This is a genomic window from Ruania albidiflava DSM 18029, assembly GCF_000421225.1.
In the GTDB taxonomy this organism is placed as follows: domain Bacteria; phylum Actinomycetota; class Actinomycetes; order Actinomycetales; family Beutenbergiaceae; genus Ruania; species Ruania albidiflava.
Genome location: NZ_ATWL01000002.1, coordinates 249,753 through 264,993, shown reverse-complemented (window position 1 = coordinate 264,993; position 15,241 = coordinate 249,753). Strand labels below are relative to the sequence as shown.

The window sequence follows — 15,241 nt, the reverse complement described above, 5'->3', positions numbered from 1 at the left end:
CGGTGGGCGCGTCAGCTGGCGGGCGGCGGCTGCGGGCCGAGCACAGTGTGCAGGTCGCGGTAGGCGGCGTCGATGTAGTCGCGCGGGTGTCCGGCGCTGCCGGCTTCGTACCAGAGGGTGGTGGCGCAGCGGGCGATGTGGAACACCGCCACCGCGATCAGCTCCGGTCGGGCAGCTGCCTCAGCGCGCTCCCGGTCCAGCCGGCGCCCGATCACGCTCTGCATCTCTTGGCGGATCGCATCGAAGAGCTCCATGTGCCGGGAGAACAGCGTGGGTTCGACCTTCATCAGCTCGATGGCCACTCCCACCCGCTCCTTGGAGGGTCCGGGAAACTCCAGCAGCGCGCTGACCAGGGTGCGGGTGTCAGTAGCCAGGTCGCCAGTGGGCCCGCCGGTGGCGTAGACCTCGGCCACCTGCCGGTCGAACGTGGTCGGCGCGACCCCGAACACGGCATCGATCTTGGAGTCGAAGTAGTTGAAGAACGTGCGCACGGAGACACCGACCCGGTCGCAGATGTCCTCGACGGTGACCTGCTCCAGGCCCTGCTCGCGAACCAGCTCGTGGGTGGCGTCGATCAATGCGTCCCGGCGGGCACGCTTCTTCCGCTCCCGCAGCCCCAGCCCATCTTCTTGCACGATGTGCAAGTTTACGCTTCGTGCGCTGAGGCATCGAGCGCAGAGCCCACCTGTGTGCCGTGAGTTCGCTCACACCGGTCCCGGGCAGCAGCGAGGGCCGGTCACCGGCTCCGGGGCGACCGACCCTCGCAAGACCCCAGCCGCTCACTCCTCGCCGAAACCGGCCTCCACGTCCGCCTCCAGCACTGCGATCGCCTCCTCGGCCTGCGGGCCGCTAGCCTCCACCTGGATCTCCGCTCCTCCGGTGAGGCCCAGACCCATGAGCGCCAGCACGCTCGCCGCGTCCACGCCGTTCACCCACACCCGCGCATCCAGCTCGCTCATCTTCCGGGCCAGCTGGGCTGCCGGCCGCGCGTGCAGACCGAGCTCGTTGCGCAGCACCAGGGTGCGCTGCACCGGTTCCTCCCCCGTCGTCCCGGCACCGGCCGGGACCGCATCGCCCCCAGCACCTGCACCTGGGTGAGGCTGCGCACCAGGCCCGGCTGCGCCGTCGTCGGCAAAGATCGTTGCTGCATCCTGGGCTGCGCTCAGCACGGCGACGGCATCCCCGCCGCCCTGCGCGGCCACCGCCGCAGCCACCGCACCTTCGACGAACGGGGCGTTGGCCAGCTGCAGCCGCGCATCGTCCCGCAGCTCCAGCACCGAGTCGGCGGTCAGCGCCGCCGAGCCGAGGTCGGTGAGCAGCACCACGGCCTGCGCGCCCTCGTCCAGCAGCCCGGTCACCGCATCGTCTACCAGGTCGTAGCTGGTACCGATCCGGCCGTCCTCCGTGCCCCCAGCAGGCCGGATGAGCACGTCCGGTGCCATCTGCTCGGCAACCTCGGCGACCCCGGCAGCCAGCTGGGCGGAGTGCGAGACCAGCAGCAGTGCCGTCGGGCGGCTCATCTGCGCCCGCCTGCGGCGACGTCCGCAGCGGCGCGCAGCAGCAGCGCGGTCGACTGCGCACCCGGGTCGCGGTGGTTGGCAGAACGCTGCCCGAGGTAGGAGGCGCGGCCCTTGCGGGCAACCAGCGGCTCTGTGTCCAGCGCCCCCTGCGCGGCCGCGTCCGCTGCAGCCGCGAGCGCCGCACCGGCACTGCCCCCGCTGGTGGCAACCTCCTTGGCCGCAGCCACGGCCGGCGACCATGCGTCCACCATCGTCTTGTCCCCGACCTCGGCCTTGCCGCGGGCGACGATGCCGCCGAGGGCCGCGTCCAGCATGTCCGCCACGCCCGCTGCGTCCAGACTCTGCCCGTCGGCGGCCTTGGCAGCCCGCAGGTACGCGGTCCCGTACAGCGGTCCTGCGGCCCCGCCGACCGTGGACATCAGGGTCTTGGCCACCAGCGTGAAGACGTCTGCGATCGTCTCCGGCTCGGCCTCCTGCAGCTTGCGCAGCACGGCGGTGAAACCACGGTCCAGGTTCTCACCGTGGTCCCCGTCGCCGATCGCGCGGTCCAGGTCGATCAGGTCGACCCGGTGCTCCGCCACGACGGCGGCGCTCGCCTTGACCCAGTCTCTCGCCCAGGTCACGTCCAGAGTTGTCATCATGCTCCCCACCGTAGAGCCGTGGTGACCACCGGAGCGTCATACAGGTCGGTGAGCTCGTCATCGAGTCGGAGCACGGTCACCGAGGCGCCCTGCATCTCCAGGGAGGTGACGTAGTTGCCCACCAGGGAGCGCTCCACGGTGGCACCGCGCTCCTCGAGCATCGCCCGCGCACGGCCGTAGACGATGTACAGCTCGGAGGCGGGGGTGCCGCCCATGCCGTTGACCATCAGCAGCAGCTTGTCGCCACTGGTGACCTGCAGGTCGTCGGCTACCGCGGTGAGCAGGTGGCCGGTGATCTCGTCCGCGCTGGCCGCCGGGATCCGTTCCCGGCCCGGCTCGCCGTGGATGCCGATGCCGATCTCGATCTCGTCCTCGCCGAGGTCGAAGGAGGGCTTACCGGCGTGCGGCACGGTACAGGCGGTCAGCGCCACGCCCATCGAGCGCACACCTGCGTTCACGCGGGTGGCGATCTCGTGCACCTTCTCCAGGTCGTCACCGCGCTCAGCCGCTGCGCCGGCGATCTTCTCCACCAGCACTGTGCCGGCCACACCGCGCCGCCCCGCCGTGTACAGCGAGTCCTGCACGGCGACGTCGTCGTTGACCACCACGGTCTTGACCGTGATGTCGTCCATCTCGGCGAGCTCGGCGGCGGTCTCGAAGTTGAGCACGTCACCGGTGTAGTTCTTCACGATGTGCAGCACCCCGGCACCGCCGTCGGCAGCCTTGGTGGCGGCCTGGATCGGGTCCGGGGTCGGCGAGGTGAACACGGCACCGGGCACGGCGGCATCCAGCATGCCCACGCCGACGAACCCGGCGTGCAGCGGTTCGTGACCGCTGCCGCCACCACTGACCAGCCCGACCTTGCCAGGCACGGCACCGCCAGCCCGGGAGACGAACAGGGCGTCCGGGTCCTGGCTCATGGTGACCAGGTCGGAGTGCGCGAGCGCGAACCCGGCCACGCTCTCGGCCACGACCTGCTGCGGGTCGTTGATCAACTTCTTCATGACAGCTCCTTCGCACGCACCGCCCGTGGGTCGGGCAGAAGACCACTGTGGGGTTCCTATCGTGGACCTGTCGCAGCCCGCTCGCCAGCGGCAAGGTCGGTCCACGACCATTGAACCGCGACTGCACCGATCGCGCGGACGGGCGGCTGCGCTCGCGCCGATGTCACCCGGTCACGTTAGGCTCGAGGAATGTTGCGTGATCGCCTCCGTGGGCCGCACCACACCGGAGCTACGCCTTCGTGATCGAGTTCGATCGCGTCGCCAAGCGATTCCCGGACGGCACGGAGGCCGTGCGGGAGATCACTCTGACCGTGCCCTCCCGGCGCACCACCGTGCTGGTCGGCTCCTCCGGTTCCGGCAAGACCACCCTGCTACGGATGGTCAACCGGATGGTCGAGCCCAGCAGCGGGCAGGTGCGCATCGACGACGAGGACGTGGCCACGCTGAACCCGGTCACGTTGCGCCGGCGGATCGGGTACGTGCTGCAGGGCGGCGGGCTGCTGCCGCACCGGCGGGTGCTGGACAACATCGTCACCGTGCTACGGCTGAACGGCGTGCGCCGCCGGTCTGCGGAGGAACGCGGGCTGGAGCTGATGGACACGGTGGGGCTGGACCGTGCGCTGGCGCGACGCTACCCGGGTCAGCTCTCCGGCGGGCAGCAACAGCGGGTCGGGGTGGCACGGGCGCTGGCGGTGGACCCGAACATCCTGCTGATGGACGAGCCGTTCGGCGCGGTCGACCCGATCGTGCGCACCGACTTGCAGAACGAGCTGCTGCGGCTGCAGTCCACGCTGGACAAGACGGTGCTGTTCGTCACCCACGACATCGAGGAGGCGTTCATCCTTGGCGACCAGGTCGTCATTCTCAAGCCCGGCGGGGTGATCGCCCAGCAGGGCACCCCGGCGGAGATCCTCGCCGACCCGGCCGACGACTTCGTCGCTACCTTCATCGGTGCCGAACGAGGCCAGCGCGCGCTGCGGGTGGAGGACCACAACGGCACCCAGGTGGTGGTAGATGGGCGCGGCCGGCCAGCCGGAGTGCTCGCAGAGGGGGTACCCAGGCAGTGACCTGGGTCGGGGCCAACATCGCCCAGGTGTGGAACCTCAGCGTCCTGCACCTGTGGCTCAGCGTGCAACCGATCGTCATCGGTTTCGTGATCGCCGTACCGCTGGGGCTGGTGGCATGGCGGTACCGGTGGTTGCGCGGCGGGTTGCTGAGCGTGATCGGACTGCTGTACACGATCCCCTCGCTGGCGCTGTTCGTGCTGCTGCCGCCGGTGATCGGGATCAGCGTGCTGGCCGATGCGAACCTGGTGATCGCGCTGAGCATCTACGCAGTAGCGCTGATGACCCGGTTCGCCGCGGACGCGTTCGCGGCGGTCGATCCGGTGGTGCGCCGCTCCGCAGTGGCGATCGGCTACTCCTCGTGGCGGCGGTTCTGGGCGGTCGACCTACCGCTGGCCGGGCCAGCGCTGCTCGCCGGTCTACGGGTGGTGGCGGTGAGCACGGTGAGCCTGGTGACCGTGGGCATCCTGGTGGGGATCGACTCTCTGGGGCTGCTGTTCACCGACGGGCTGCAGCGAGGCATCCTCGCCGAGATCGCCACCGGGATCGTGATGACCGTGGTGATCGCGCTCGTGCTCGACCTGGTGATCGCCCTGGCCGGCCGCCTGCTGATGCCCTGGGCCCGGCGCCCGCCCCGGCGACGGCGCTGGTTGCCGTGGCGCTCCTCGCGCACCTCGGCCCGGGGTGCTACGGCAGCGGAGGTGGCCGAATGAACCTGTTCCGAGAGGCGTTCGCCTGGCTGTTCGCACCGGAGCAGCAGGTGGGCGCCGACGCTGTGCTCGTCCGGCTGGGTGAGCACCTGCTGTACACCGCGATCGCTGTGGTGATCTCCGCCGTCATCGCGATCCCGATCGGCTACTGGATCGGGCACACCGGCCGTGGCAAGCAGGTGGCGGTGGCGTGCTCCGGCGCCGCCCGGGCGCTGCCCTCGCTGGGCCTGCTGACCATCCTCACCCTGCTGGTCGGCGTCGGTGACGCAGTGCTGGCTGCCACTGTGGTGTTCGTGGTGCTCGGCGTACCGGCCGTGCTGGCCGGCGCCTACGCCGGGGTCGAGTCGGTGGACCCCGACGTGGTGGACGCCGCCCGGGCGATGGGCATGACCGAGTGGCAGATCCTGCTGCGGGTGGAGGCACCGATCGGCCTGGGCCTGCTGCTCGGTGGGCTGCGCAGCGCCACCTTGCAGATCGTGGCCACGGCCGTGCTGGCCGCCTACGTGGGCCTGGGTGGGCTGGGCATCTACATCATCCGCGGCATCGCGATCCGCGCGTACGAGCAGATGCTCGGCGGTGCCTTGGTGATCGTGGTGCTCGCGCTCGTCCTGGACGGTGTGTTCGCGCTGGCGACCTGGTTGATCACTCGCGCCCGCCGTACCCCGGTGCGCCCCGGCGACCTCGGCGGCCCTGGCCCCGCAGAGACTGCCGCTGGGACCGCCCAGGACCAGACCTCGCGCTCTCCCGCTGCTGCAACGGAAGGATCCTCATGACCACACACCAACGCTCCTGGCGCCGCACCGTGCCCGGCGCCCTTGTGACCGGCGCCGCCCTCGCACTGGTGGCGGCATGTGGGTCGGGGGACCCCCTCGCCGATCCGGATGCTTCCAGCACCGACGGCGGTTCCGGCACCGACGGCGGTTCCGGCGACGGTGCAGCCATCGTGGTGGGTTCCCAGGCCTACTACTCCAACGAGATCATCGCCGAGGCCTATGCCCAGGTGCTCGAGGACGCCGGCTACACCGTGGAGCGGCAGTTCCAGATCGGGCAGCGGGACGCCTACCTGCAGGCGATGGAGGGCGGAGAGGTCCAGGTCCTCCCGGAGTACACCGGCAACCTGCTGCAGTTCTACACACCCGACACCGAGGCGCGTAGCCCCGAGGACGTCGCGGCCGCACTCCCGGACGCTTTGCCGGACGACTTGGCCGTGCTGGACTACGCCGAGGCCGAGGACGCCGACTCCTACAACGTGACCGCTGAGTTCTCCGAGTCCAACGGCATCACCAGCCTCGCCGACCTCGCCGACTATGACGGCACCATCACCATCGGTGGCAACGCCGAGCTGGAGTCCCGCCCGTACGGCCCACCGGGGCTGCAGGAGTTCTACGGGGTCGACGTGGAGTTCACTGCGATCGGTGACAGTGGAGGACCACTCACCAAGGATGCGATCCGGGACGGCACGATCACCATGGGTGACATCTACACCGCGGACCCGGACCTGGCCACGGGTGACTTCGTCACCCTGGAGGATCCGGAGAACATGATCCTGGCGCAGAACGTGGTACCGCTGGTCTCCGCCGACCTGAGCGAGGAGCTGGCGGAGGTGCTTGATCCGGTCAGTGCTGCGCTGACCACAGAGGCGCTGATCCAGATGAACGCTGCCAGCGTCAACGACCAGCAGGACTCGGCCACGATCGCCAGCGACTGGCTCACCGAGGAAGGACTGTTGTGACCGCCGACGAGCCCGCACCTACGGCCTGCACAGCCGACTGAGGCACCATGGGGACACCGAGGTGGGAAGAGCGCACCTCAGCGCACCAAATCGTGCCTCGCACGAAACGATGGTGACCGCACTGAGAGGAGCACCATGACTGCGGCAACCGAACTGCTCACCGACGGGTTCTCTCGTGTGGAGCAGGTGCTCACCGGCACGCTCGACGGCCTGGGAGCCGTGGAGCTGGAAGCCCGCATCGACCCGGAGGCGAACTCCATCGCCTGGCTGGTCTGGCACCTGACCCGGGTGCAGGACGACCATGTGGCCGACGTGGCCGGCACGGAGCAGGTGTGGACCAGTGGCGGCTGGGCCGACCGGTTCGCCCTGCCGTTCGCCTCCGATGACACCGGCTTCGGGCACAACAGCGACCAGGTGGGCCAGGTGCGTGGGATCAGCGCCCAGGACCTGCTCGGCTACCACCGGGCCACGCTGGCTGCGACCGAGCAGTACCTGACCACGGTCACTGAGGCGGACCTGGACCGGGTGGTGGACGACTCCTGGGATCCGCCGGTGACCCTGGCGGTGCGGTTGATGAGCGTTCTCGGTGAGGACCATCAGCACACCGGCCAGGTGGCCTACGTGGCCGGTGTGCTGGCCCGGCAAGGCTGACCCACACCTCGCGAACGCCCCGCTTTGCGGCGACACGCCGGGTGGGAGCCGCGAAGCAGGGCGTTCGCGACCGGGGGGCTAGCGCTTGAGGACCTGGTTGCGCTGCCGTGCCCAGGCGAGCGAGGAGGCGATGCCGTCCTCCAGGCTGAGCTCGGCGCGCCAGCCGAGCAGCTCGGCTGCCCGGTCCACGTTCGCGAACGCGCCGACGGCGTCCCCCGGCCTGGGAGGTGCCGTCACCACCGGGACGCTCACCCCGCTCACCCGTTCGACGGCGGCGTGCAGCTCCCGGACCGTCACCCCCTGGCCGGTGCCCACGTTCAGTACCAGGTGCTCGCTGTCGGCTGCTTCGAGCGCCGCGTCGAAGCGTTCCAGGGCGCGCACGTGCGCCCGGGCGAGGTCCCACACGTGTACGTAGTCCCGCAGCCCGGTGCCGTCCCGGGTGGGCAGGTCGGTGCCGGTGAGGGTGAAGGTGTCCTGCTCGCCCAGCACGGTCCGCACCAGCTGGCCGAGCACGTGGCTGGGGATGCCGGCGTACACCCCGCTGCGCAGCTGCGGGTCGGAGCCGATCGGGTTGAAGTAGCGCAGCACCACAGCTCGCAGGTCGGTGCTCGCGGCCAGGTCGGCGAGCATCTGCTCGATCATCAGCTTGGTGCGACCGTACGGTGAGGACGGGGCCAGCAGATGGTCCTCGTACACCTCGAAGTCCGGTGCCGGACCGTACACCGCCGCCGAAGAGGAGAACAGCAGCCGGGTGCAGCCGAGCCGGGTGATCTCGTCGAAGAGCTCCAGCGACTTGGCCACGTTGTTCTGGTAGTACGCGTACGGCCGAGCGATCGAGTCCGGGACGATCGTCAGCGCCGCCATGTGCACGCACGCTTCGATCTCCGGGTGCTCGGCGACGATGCGGCGCAGCAGCGGCCGGTCGGCGATATCACCCTGGTAGAAGATCCGGCCCTCGGTGAACGCCTGCTCCCCGTTGACCAGTGAGTCCAGCAGCACCGGCGTGTGACCGGCCTGCTGCAGAGCGGTGGCGGTGATCGAACCGATGTAGCCGGCACCGCCGGTGACGAGAACCTTCATAGGCTCAGCCTACTGAGGCCTGGATCCGGTCAGCCGGCGGACCCCGCCGCCCCGCCGGGCTCCGATCCCTCGCGCTGGTGCAGCTGCGGCCGGAGGCCGACCGCCAGCGCGTACACCCGGTCGTCCAGGCCTGCGACGCGGTCATCGAGACGTGCGACCCGGGTATCCGCCCCCACCACCCGGTCGTCCAGGCGCGCGACTCGCTCATCGAGCCGGATCACGCGCGCGTCTACGCCGGTCAGACGCTCTTCGACGCTGCTCAACCGCTCGTCCAACCCCGCGATGTCCGCCTTCAGCTCACTGCGCAACGCCCCCAGGCCGCCCGTCAGCTCACTGCGCAACGCCCCCAGGTCACCCGTCAGCTCACTGCGCAACGCCCCCAGGTCCCCCGTCAGCTCACTGCGCAACGCCCCCAGGTCACCCGTCAGCTCACGGCGCAGCTCGCCGATGGCCGCGTCGAGTCGCCTGATCGGCCTGCTCAGCGAGGCGTGGAGCGCTAGCACCGCGACCAGGAGGCCGCCGAGCGAGACCCACATCTCCATCGCCATCGCGTTCACCTCCTCCCAGTCTGGCCCATCGAGACGCACCATTCCACTACAGCAGCGACCCAGCCCGCTCAGCAGCTCCGAGGGGGCTGTGGACAGCCCGGAGTCGTCGGTGCGCCCGACCGTGCGACCGGGCCACCGACAGGGAGACCGCGCAAGGACTCCGGCGTCAGTCCCTCTTGCCGAACACGGCCCGGGCGTCGGCGGCGAGGATGACCGAACCGGCGACCAGCACCCCGGTGCCGGTGGCGATCTGGTCGCGGTCCCCCTGCTCGGCCAGGTCTGCAGCCAGGGCGATCGCCTCGGCCAGGTTGGCCTGCACGTGCACCACGTCCTCGTCGAAGACGTCCCGGGCGATCTCGGCGAGCTCGTCGGGGTCCATCGACCGCATCGACGTGGACTGGGTGATCACCACTTCGTCCAGCAGCGGCTCCAGCACGGACAGGATGCCGTCGGCGTCCTTGTCCGCCATCACTCCGACCACCCCGACCAGGCGGCTGAACGCGAACGCCTCCTCCACTGCGTCCACCAGCACTTGGGCACCGGCCGGGTTGTGCGCCGCATCGACCAGCACCGTCGGGCTGGACCGCACCAGCTCCAACCGTGCCGGGGAGGTGACGTCCGCGAACGCGGCCTCCACCACGGCCCCGTCCAGCGCGCCGCCGCCGAGGAACTGCTCCACTGCGATGAGTGCGAGCAACGCGTTCTGCGCCTGGTGTGCCCCGTGCAGCGGCAGGAAGATGTCGGTGTACAGCCCGGCGGGGGTGCGCAGGTTCACCAGCTGTCCGCCCACAGCCACGGCCCGATCAGCCACCTCGGCGTCATATCCCTGCGCCACCACGCGGGCTCCCTGGGCCACCGCCCGCTGGGCGAGCACGAACGCCACCTCCTCTGGCTGGTCGGCCGAGACCACGACCGCCGGTGGGTCCAGCTTCTTGATGATGCCGGACTTGATGGTGGCGATCTCCTCCAGGCTGTGCCCGAGCCAGCGCTGGTGGTCCCGGGCGATCGGGGTGAACACCGCCACCTCGCCGTCGATGACGTTGGTGGAGTCCCACTGCCCGCCGAGACCCACCTCCACCACTGCCACCTCGATCGGTGCGTCGGCGAACGCCGCGTAGGCCATACCGGTGAGCACCTCGAAGAAGTTCAGCCGGCTGTGTCCACGTTCGAGCAGGTTCGCGTCGACCATCTGCACGTACGGTGCGATGTCCCGCCAGGTGTCCACGAACGTCTGCGCGCTGATCGGTTGGCCGTCGATCGAGATCCGTTCGCGCACCGAGTGCAGGTGCGGGGAGGTGTACCGGCCGGTGCGCAGCCCCACCTCCCGCAGCAGCCGCTCCACCATCCGGGCGGTGGAGGTCTTCCCGTTCGTGCCGGTGAGGTGGATCGCACGGTAGGCGTGCTGTGGGGAACCGAGCAGGTCCACCAGCTCGGTCACCCGGTCGATCGTCGGGGAGATCTTGTGCTCGGGCGCGCGGGCGACGATGTCGGCGTAGATCGCCGCAGCCTCCGCCTCGACGGCTGCCGCGCCCGGTTCGGTGTTGTTCCCGGTCACGGTGTCCAGCTCTCGTCCTTGGCCAGGTTCACGCCCACGGCGTGGTCCGGGTCGTTGGTGGCCGGCAGCGGGTCGACCCGTACCGAGGTGGCCAGCGTCTCGGCGGCGATGAAGTCGGACCGGTCGAGCACGGCCTGCGCCCAGTTCCCCGGCACCCCGAGGGAGAGGGTGATCCGGTCGGCGACGTGCAGCCCGGCGGTCTTGCGCGCGTCCTGCACCTGGCGCACCACGTCCCGAGCGTAGCCGTCGCCGAGCAGCTCGTCGTCCAGCTCCAGGTCGAGCACGGCGAACCCGCCACCGTCGAGCACGCCGGCGGCGATGGTGTCGCCGAACCGGTCCTCGATCTCCGTGCTGAGGGTGAACTCCCCTTCCTGCAGAGTGATCCCGTCGGCGACCACCGTGCCGTCGGCGAGCTGCTCCCAGGCGCCGGAGCGGGAGGCGGCGATCGCCTGTTGCACCTGCCGGCCCAGCCGGGGACCGGCGGCGCGGGCGTTGACCGTGAGCTTGGTGTAGACGCCGTACTCGGTAGCAGCCCCGTCGGCCAGGTCGAGCAGGTCCACCGACTTGACGTTCACCTCCTCGGCGATCAGGTCGGTGAACGGGGCCAGCGCTTCCGGCTCATCCGTGGCCACGCGCACCCGGCGCAGCGGCTGGCGTACCCGCAGCTGGTTCGCCTTGCGCAGTCCGAGCGTGGTGGAGACGACTTCGCGGACTGCGTCCATCGCCGCAACCAGCTGCTCGTCGGCCACCAGGGCGGCAGCGGTGACATCCGCCACGTCGCCGGGTACCGGCCAATCGGTCAGGTGCACGCTGCGTCCGCCGGTCAGCCCGCGCCAGATCTCCTCGGTGACCATCGGCGCGAGCGGAGCCACCACCCGCAGCAGCACCTCCAGCGCCGCGTACAGGGTGCGGTAGGCGCCGGGGTCCTCCTCCCAGAACCGGTTCCGGGAGGTGCGCACGTACCAGTTGGTGAGCAGGTCGAGGTGCTCGCGCACCCGGGCGACCGCACCGGCGATCTCATAGCCCTCCAGGTCGGTGCGCACAGTCTCGACGAGGCTGCGGGTGCGTGCGAGCAGGTAGCGGTCCATGACCGCCAGGTCGGGCACCTCCTCCGGGCGCGGCGCGCGGGCGTCGATCCCGGCGCCACCGTTGCAGGTGTTGGCATACAGGGAGAAGAAGTACCAGGTGTTCCACAGGGGCAGCAGCACCTGGCGCACCTGGTCGCGGATCGACTCCTCGGCGACCACCAGGTTGCCGCCGCGCAGCACCGGTGAGCCCATCAGCGCCAGGCGCACCGCGTCGGACCCGTGCCGGTCGTACATCTCCGCCGGGTCGGGGTAGTTGCGCAGCGACTTGCTCGCCTTGCGGCCGTCGTTGCCGAGCACGATGCCGTGCGAGACGCAGGTGCGGAACGCGGGCCGGTCGAACAGGGCGGTGGCCAGCACGTGCAGCGTGTAGAACCAGCCGCGAGTCTGCCCGATGTACTCCACGATGAAGTCACCGGGGTAGTGGTTCTCGAACCAGTCGGCGTTCTCGAACGGGTAGTGCACCTGTGCGAACGGCATCGCCCCGGAGTCGAACCACACGTCCAGCACGTCGGGGATGCGCCGCATCGTGGATCGACCCGTGGGGTCGTCCGGGTTCGGCCGGGTGAGGTTGTCGATGAACGGGCGGTGCAGGTCGGTGACCTGCTGCCCGAACGCCTCCTCCAGCTCGGCGATCGAGCCGTAGACGTCCACGCGCGGGTAGGCCGGGTCGTCGCTGACCCACACCGGGATCGGGGTGCCCCAGTACCGGTTGCGGGAGATCGACCAGTCCCGGGCGCCTTCTAGCCACTTGCCGAACTGGCCGTGCTTGATGTGCTCGGGCACCCAGGTGATCTGCTCGTTCAGCTCCACCATCCGGTCCCGGAACTGGCTCACGGAGATGAACCAGGAGGAGACGCCCTTGTAGATCAGCGGGTTCTTGCATCGCCAGCAGTGCGGGTAGGAGTGGTCGTAGGTCTCGTGCCGCAGCAGCACGGTCCCGGGTGTCACCGATCCCGCAGTCTCACCGCGGGTGGCGGCCTTCAGGTCGGCGATGATCGGGGCGTTCGCGTCGAACACGAGCTGACCGGCGTAGTCGGTGACCGGCGGGGTGAACTTCCCGTCCGGGCCCACCGGCATGACGGCCTCGATGTTCTCCCGGTCGGTGACTACCTTGTCGTCCTCACCGAAGGCGCCGGCGGTGTGCACCAGCCCGGTGCCGTCGCCAGTGGTGACGAAGTCGGCGGCCACCACCCGGAAGGCGTTCTCGTGCCCCAGGTAGTAGGCGAACGGCGGCGTGTAGGACCGTCCGACCAGGTCGGCGCCCTTGAGACGTTCGACCACCTGGTCGGTGATGTCCTCGACGTCCTCGTCCTGCAGCTCGCGGGCGTAGGCGGCCAGCCGTGCCTCGGCGAGCACGTACCGTTCGGTCCGGCCGGTGGCATTCGAGCTCACCACCACGTAGTCGATGTCCTCACCGACGACGACCGCCAGGTTCGAGGGCAACGTCCAGGGCGTGGTGGTCCAGACCAGGGCGAGCTCGCCCGTGGCCAGCCGCAGCCCCACGGTCACCGCCGGGTCCTGGCGCATCTGGTAGACGTCGTCGTCCATCCGCAGCTCGTGGTTGGACAGCGGGGTCTGGTCGCGCCAGCAGTAGGGCAGCACCCGGTACCCCTCGTAGGCCAGACCCTTGTCGTAGAGCTGTTTGAACGCCCAGAGCACCGACTCCATGTAGGTGGCATCGAGGGTCTTGTAGTCGTTCTCGAAGTCGACCCAGCGGGCCTGCCGGGTGACGTACTCCTCCCACTCCTTGGTGTACCGGAGCACGGACTCGCGGCACTCGGCGTTGAACGCCTCGATGCCCATCTCTTCGATCTGGGTCTTGTCGGTGATGCCGAGCAGCCGTTCGGCCTCCAGCTCGGCGGGCAGGCCGTGGGTGTCCCAGCCGAACCGACGCTCGACCCGCTTGCCGATCATGGTCTGGAACCGGGGCACGACGTCCTTGACGTACCCGGTGAGCAGGTGCCCGTAGTGCGGCAGCCCGTTGGCGAACGGTGGGCCGTCGTAGAAGACGAACTCGTTCTCCCCGTTCTTGCCGGCCGGGCGGGCGTCGATCGAGGCCTGGAACGTGCCGTCGGCCTGCCAGTAGGCCAGCACGTCGGTCTCGACGGTGGGGAACGTCGGGGAGGGGTTCACCCCGTCAGCGTCGGTGTGCCGGGGGTAGTGGCGCTCGCTGCTCATCCGCGGGTCCTTCGAGGTCGGTCTGCTCCGAGGACGATCCGCACCCGGTAGGCGCGTCCCGCGGTACCACCTCGATTGCCCACCCGGGAGGTCGGCCACTTCATCGACGGCTGTGACGGGCCTACCCGTCCGGTTCTACTGAGCCCGTGCGGGCTGTTCTTCCGGAGGCTCACCGGTGATGGCCGGGTCGACGCCTTGTTCGGCCAGTCTAGCGGAGGGCGGCAACCTGATCTGCCCGGGGCCCGCCCACCTTAGGTGGTCAGCAGGTAGTCCTCGGCATCCTCGGCCCAGCGCAGCTGCACCACCCCGGCGGCCTCGGCGCCCTTAACGAACTGCAGGAAGCTGCGGTACCCGAGCGCCTTCTCGCTGAAGTCTGGCCGTTCCTTGCGCAGCACGTTCTTCAGCCCGGACAGCGGTGCCGGTCCGCCCGAGGAGCCGACGACGGTGCGCAGCAGCGCGAACGCGTCCTTGGTCTCGCCCCGCTCCGGCAGGGACACCTCGGGATCGCCGGCTGCCGGTCCGGCGGCCAGCTCCACGATGCCGCGTTCGGCCAGGTGGCGTAGTACCTCGGAGAAGCTGCGGAATCCGTGGTCGGACTCGCTGAACGTGGGGTCCTTGCGCAGCAGGGCGCGCTTGAGCACCGAGGCGGTGATCGCGCCGCTGGTAGAGGTCTGCAACCCGGCGAGGGTCTGGGCGACCAGCACCTCCAGCGGCTGGCTGGGACCGTCGGAGTCCTCGTCCTCCGGTGATCCTGCTGCGGGGGAGGGTGCTGGTGCCGGTGCGGGCTGGACCGGCGGCACAGGTCCGACCGCAGCGCTCGGGCTCGTGCCCTCGGCGCCGGGCTGGCGTGGGCCGCGTCGACGGCGTGGGGCCGGTTCGGTCTCGTCCGGTCCCTCCACCCCTTCGAGCCGGTCGTAGAACAGGAACTCGTCACAGGCGGGGGGCAGCAGCCGCGAGGTGGACTTCTCCACCCCGACGCCGATCACCCGGCGGTTGAGCTCACGCAGCTTGTGCACCAGCGGGGAGAAGTCGCTGTCCCCGGTGCACATCACGAACGTGGTGATGTAGTCGCGCTCGAAGGCCATCTCGATGGCGTCCACCACCATCTTGATGTCGGCAGCGTTCTTCCGGGAGGCTCCCATCCGTTGCGGCATCTCGATCAGCTCGACCTGGTGCCGGGTGAGCGAGCGGCGGTCCTCGTCGAAGTAGGACCAGTCGGCGTAGGCCCGGCGCACCACCACCCGTCCGCGCACGGCGAGCGCATCGGCGATCGGTCCGAAGTCGAAGGTCATCCCGCCGAGGTGCTCGCGCGCGCCCAGCGCGAGGTTCTCGTAGTCGAGGAACACGGCCATACGCTCTTCGGAGTCCATACCTGCCACTCTAGGGGTCGGCTCGGGTGCCAGCGGCGGGGGCCGCTGGCGGTCGTCGACGGCGGAGCTCGCCCGGGCAGGCCCGTGGTCCGGCGCGGTG

General features: G+C 70.0%; 14 protein-coding genes. 5 read left to right on the top strand and 9 right to left on the bottom strand.

The features are described from left to right. Nucleotides 1–11 precede the first annotated feature (11 nt). From K338_RS24275 to dhaK, 4 genes are all read right to left on the bottom strand, one after another. Nucleotides 12–635 (bottom strand): TetR/AcrR family transcriptional regulator, encoded by a 624-nt coding sequence (locus tag K338_RS24275; protein ID WP_169579516.1) that lies wholly within the window; start codon nucleotides 633–635, stop codon nucleotides 12–14. A 144-nt stretch (nucleotides 636–779) separates the two neighbouring features. Continuing rightward, nucleotides 780–1,520: a dihydroxyacetone kinase phosphoryl donor subunit DhaM gene (dhaM, locus tag K338_RS0103615; protein WP_022916817.1), complete on the bottom strand. Its 741-nt coding sequence runs from the start codon at nucleotides 1,518–1,520 to the stop codon at nucleotides 780–782. Beyond that, nucleotides 1,517–2,161 carry a dihydroxyacetone kinase subunit DhaL gene (dhaL, locus tag K338_RS0103610; protein WP_027286393.1) on the bottom strand — a complete coding sequence of 215 codons (645 nt, stop codon included), beginning with the start codon at nucleotides 2,159–2,161 and terminating at the stop codon, nucleotides 1,517–1,519. Before dhaL ends, dhaM begins: the two co-directional genes overlap by 4 nt. Beyond that, a complete protein-coding gene (gene dhaK, locus K338_RS0103605; protein ID WP_022916815.1) occupies nucleotides 2,158–3,165 on the bottom strand; it encodes a dihydroxyacetone kinase subunit DhaK in 1,008 nt (335 codons plus the stop codon). The genes dhaL and dhaK overlap by 4 nt, the downstream gene beginning before the upstream one ends. Before the next feature lie 239 nt (nucleotides 3,166–3,404). Between dhaK and K338_RS0103600 the strand changes: the two genes are divergently transcribed. From K338_RS0103600 to K338_RS0103580, 5 genes are all read left to right on the top strand, one after another. Further along, nucleotides 3,405–4,232 carry an ABC transporter ATP-binding protein gene (locus K338_RS0103600; RefSeq protein WP_022916814.1) on the top strand — a complete coding sequence of 276 codons (828 nt, stop codon included), beginning with the start codon at nucleotides 3,405–3,407 and terminating at the stop codon, nucleotides 4,230–4,232. Next, a complete protein-coding gene (locus K338_RS0103595) occupies nucleotides 4,229–4,942 on the top strand; it encodes an ABC transporter permease (RefSeq protein WP_022916813.1) in 714 nt (237 codons plus the stop codon). The genes K338_RS0103600 and K338_RS0103595 overlap by 4 nt, the downstream gene beginning before the upstream one ends. Then, nucleotides 4,939–5,712, top strand: coding sequence for an ABC transporter permease (locus K338_RS20285; RefSeq protein ID WP_022916812.1), 774 nt, complete (start codon nucleotides 4,939–4,941; stop codon nucleotides 5,710–5,712). The genes K338_RS0103595 and K338_RS20285 overlap by 4 nt, the downstream gene beginning before the upstream one ends. Beyond that, nucleotides 5,709–6,671 (top strand): ABC transporter substrate-binding protein, encoded by a 963-nt coding sequence (locus tag K338_RS0103585; RefSeq protein WP_022916811.1) that lies wholly within the window; start codon nucleotides 5,709–5,711, stop codon nucleotides 6,669–6,671. The genes K338_RS20285 and K338_RS0103585 overlap by 4 nt, the downstream gene beginning before the upstream one ends. Nucleotides 6,672–6,806: 135 nt before the next feature. Further along, nucleotides 6,807–7,322, top strand: coding sequence for a mycothiol transferase (locus tag K338_RS0103580; protein WP_022916810.1), 516 nt, complete (start codon nucleotides 6,807–6,809; stop codon nucleotides 7,320–7,322). A 78-nt stretch (nucleotides 7,323–7,400) separates the two neighbouring features. Here the strand turns inward: K338_RS0103580 and galE are convergent, their stop codons facing one another. The 5 genes from galE to K338_RS0103555 all read right to left on the bottom strand — a co-directional run bounded on the left by galE (nucleotide 7,401) and on the right by K338_RS0103555 (nucleotide 15,141). Next, nucleotides 7,401–8,402: a UDP-glucose 4-epimerase GalE gene (gene galE / locus K338_RS0103575; RefSeq protein WP_022916809.1), complete on the bottom strand. Its 1,002-nt coding sequence runs from the start codon at nucleotides 8,400–8,402 to the stop codon at nucleotides 7,401–7,403. A gap of 29 nt (nucleotides 8,403–8,431) precedes the next feature. Beyond that, nucleotides 8,432–8,950, bottom strand: a complete 519-nt coding sequence (locus tag K338_RS20280; RefSeq protein WP_157612200.1) for a hypothetical protein — start codon at nucleotides 8,948–8,950, stop codon at nucleotides 8,432–8,434. Nucleotides 8,951–9,116: 166 nt separating this feature from the next. After that, complete coding sequence (locus K338_RS0103565; protein ID WP_022916807.1) at nucleotides 9,117–10,505, bottom strand: bifunctional folylpolyglutamate synthase/dihydrofolate synthase; 1,389 nt, start codon at nucleotides 10,503–10,505, stop codon at nucleotides 9,117–9,119. Next, nucleotides 10,502–13,771: an isoleucine--tRNA ligase gene (gene ileS / locus K338_RS20275; RefSeq protein ID WP_022916806.1), complete on the bottom strand. Its 3,270-nt coding sequence runs from the start codon at nucleotides 13,769–13,771 to the stop codon at nucleotides 10,502–10,504. Before ileS ends, K338_RS0103565 begins: the two co-directional genes overlap by 4 nt. A 251-nt stretch (nucleotides 13,772–14,022) precedes the next feature. Then, nucleotides 14,023–15,141: a PIN domain-containing protein gene (locus K338_RS0103555; RefSeq protein WP_022916805.1), complete on the bottom strand. Its 1,119-nt coding sequence runs from the start codon at nucleotides 15,139–15,141 to the stop codon at nucleotides 14,023–14,025. Nucleotides 15,142–15,241: the final 100 nt, after the last annotated feature.

Bases quoted from the DNA above. Each gene is read 5' to 3' on its own strand.
- dhaM (WP_022916817.1), bottom strand. From the start codon at position 1,520: ATGAGCCGCCCGACGGCACTGCTGCTGGTCTCGCACTCCGCCCAGCTG.
- dhaL (WP_027286393.1), bottom strand. From the start codon at position 2,161: ATGATGACAACTCTGGACGTGACCTGGGCGAGAGACTGGGTCAAGGCG.
- dhaK (WP_022916815.1), bottom strand. From the start codon at position 3,165: ATGAAGAAGTTGATCAACGACCCGCAGCAGGTCGTGGCCGAGAGCGTG.
- K338_RS20285 (WP_022916812.1), top strand. From the start codon at position 4,939: ATGAACCTGTTCCGAGAGGCGTTCGCCTGGCTGTTCGCACCGGAGCAG.
- K338_RS0103585 (WP_022916811.1), top strand. From the start codon at position 5,709: ATGACCACACACCAACGCTCCTGGCGCCGCACCGTGCCCGGCGCCCTT.
- K338_RS0103580 (WP_022916810.1), top strand. From the start codon at position 6,807: ATGACTGCGGCAACCGAACTGCTCACCGACGGGTTCTCTCGTGTGGAG.
- galE (WP_022916809.1), bottom strand. From the start codon at position 8,402: ATGAAGGTTCTCGTCACCGGCGGTGCCGGCTACATCGGTTCGATCACC.
- K338_RS20280 (WP_157612200.1), bottom strand. From the start codon at position 8,950: ATGGCGATGGAGATGTGGGTCTCGCTCGGCGGCCTCCTGGTCGCGGTG.
- ileS (WP_022916806.1), bottom strand. From the start codon at position 13,771: ATGAGCAGCGAGCGCCACTACCCCCGGCACACCGACGCTGACGGGGTG.
- K338_RS0103555 (WP_022916805.1), bottom strand. From the start codon at position 15,141: ATGGACTCCGAAGAGCGTATGGCCGTGTTCCTCGACTACGAGAACCTC.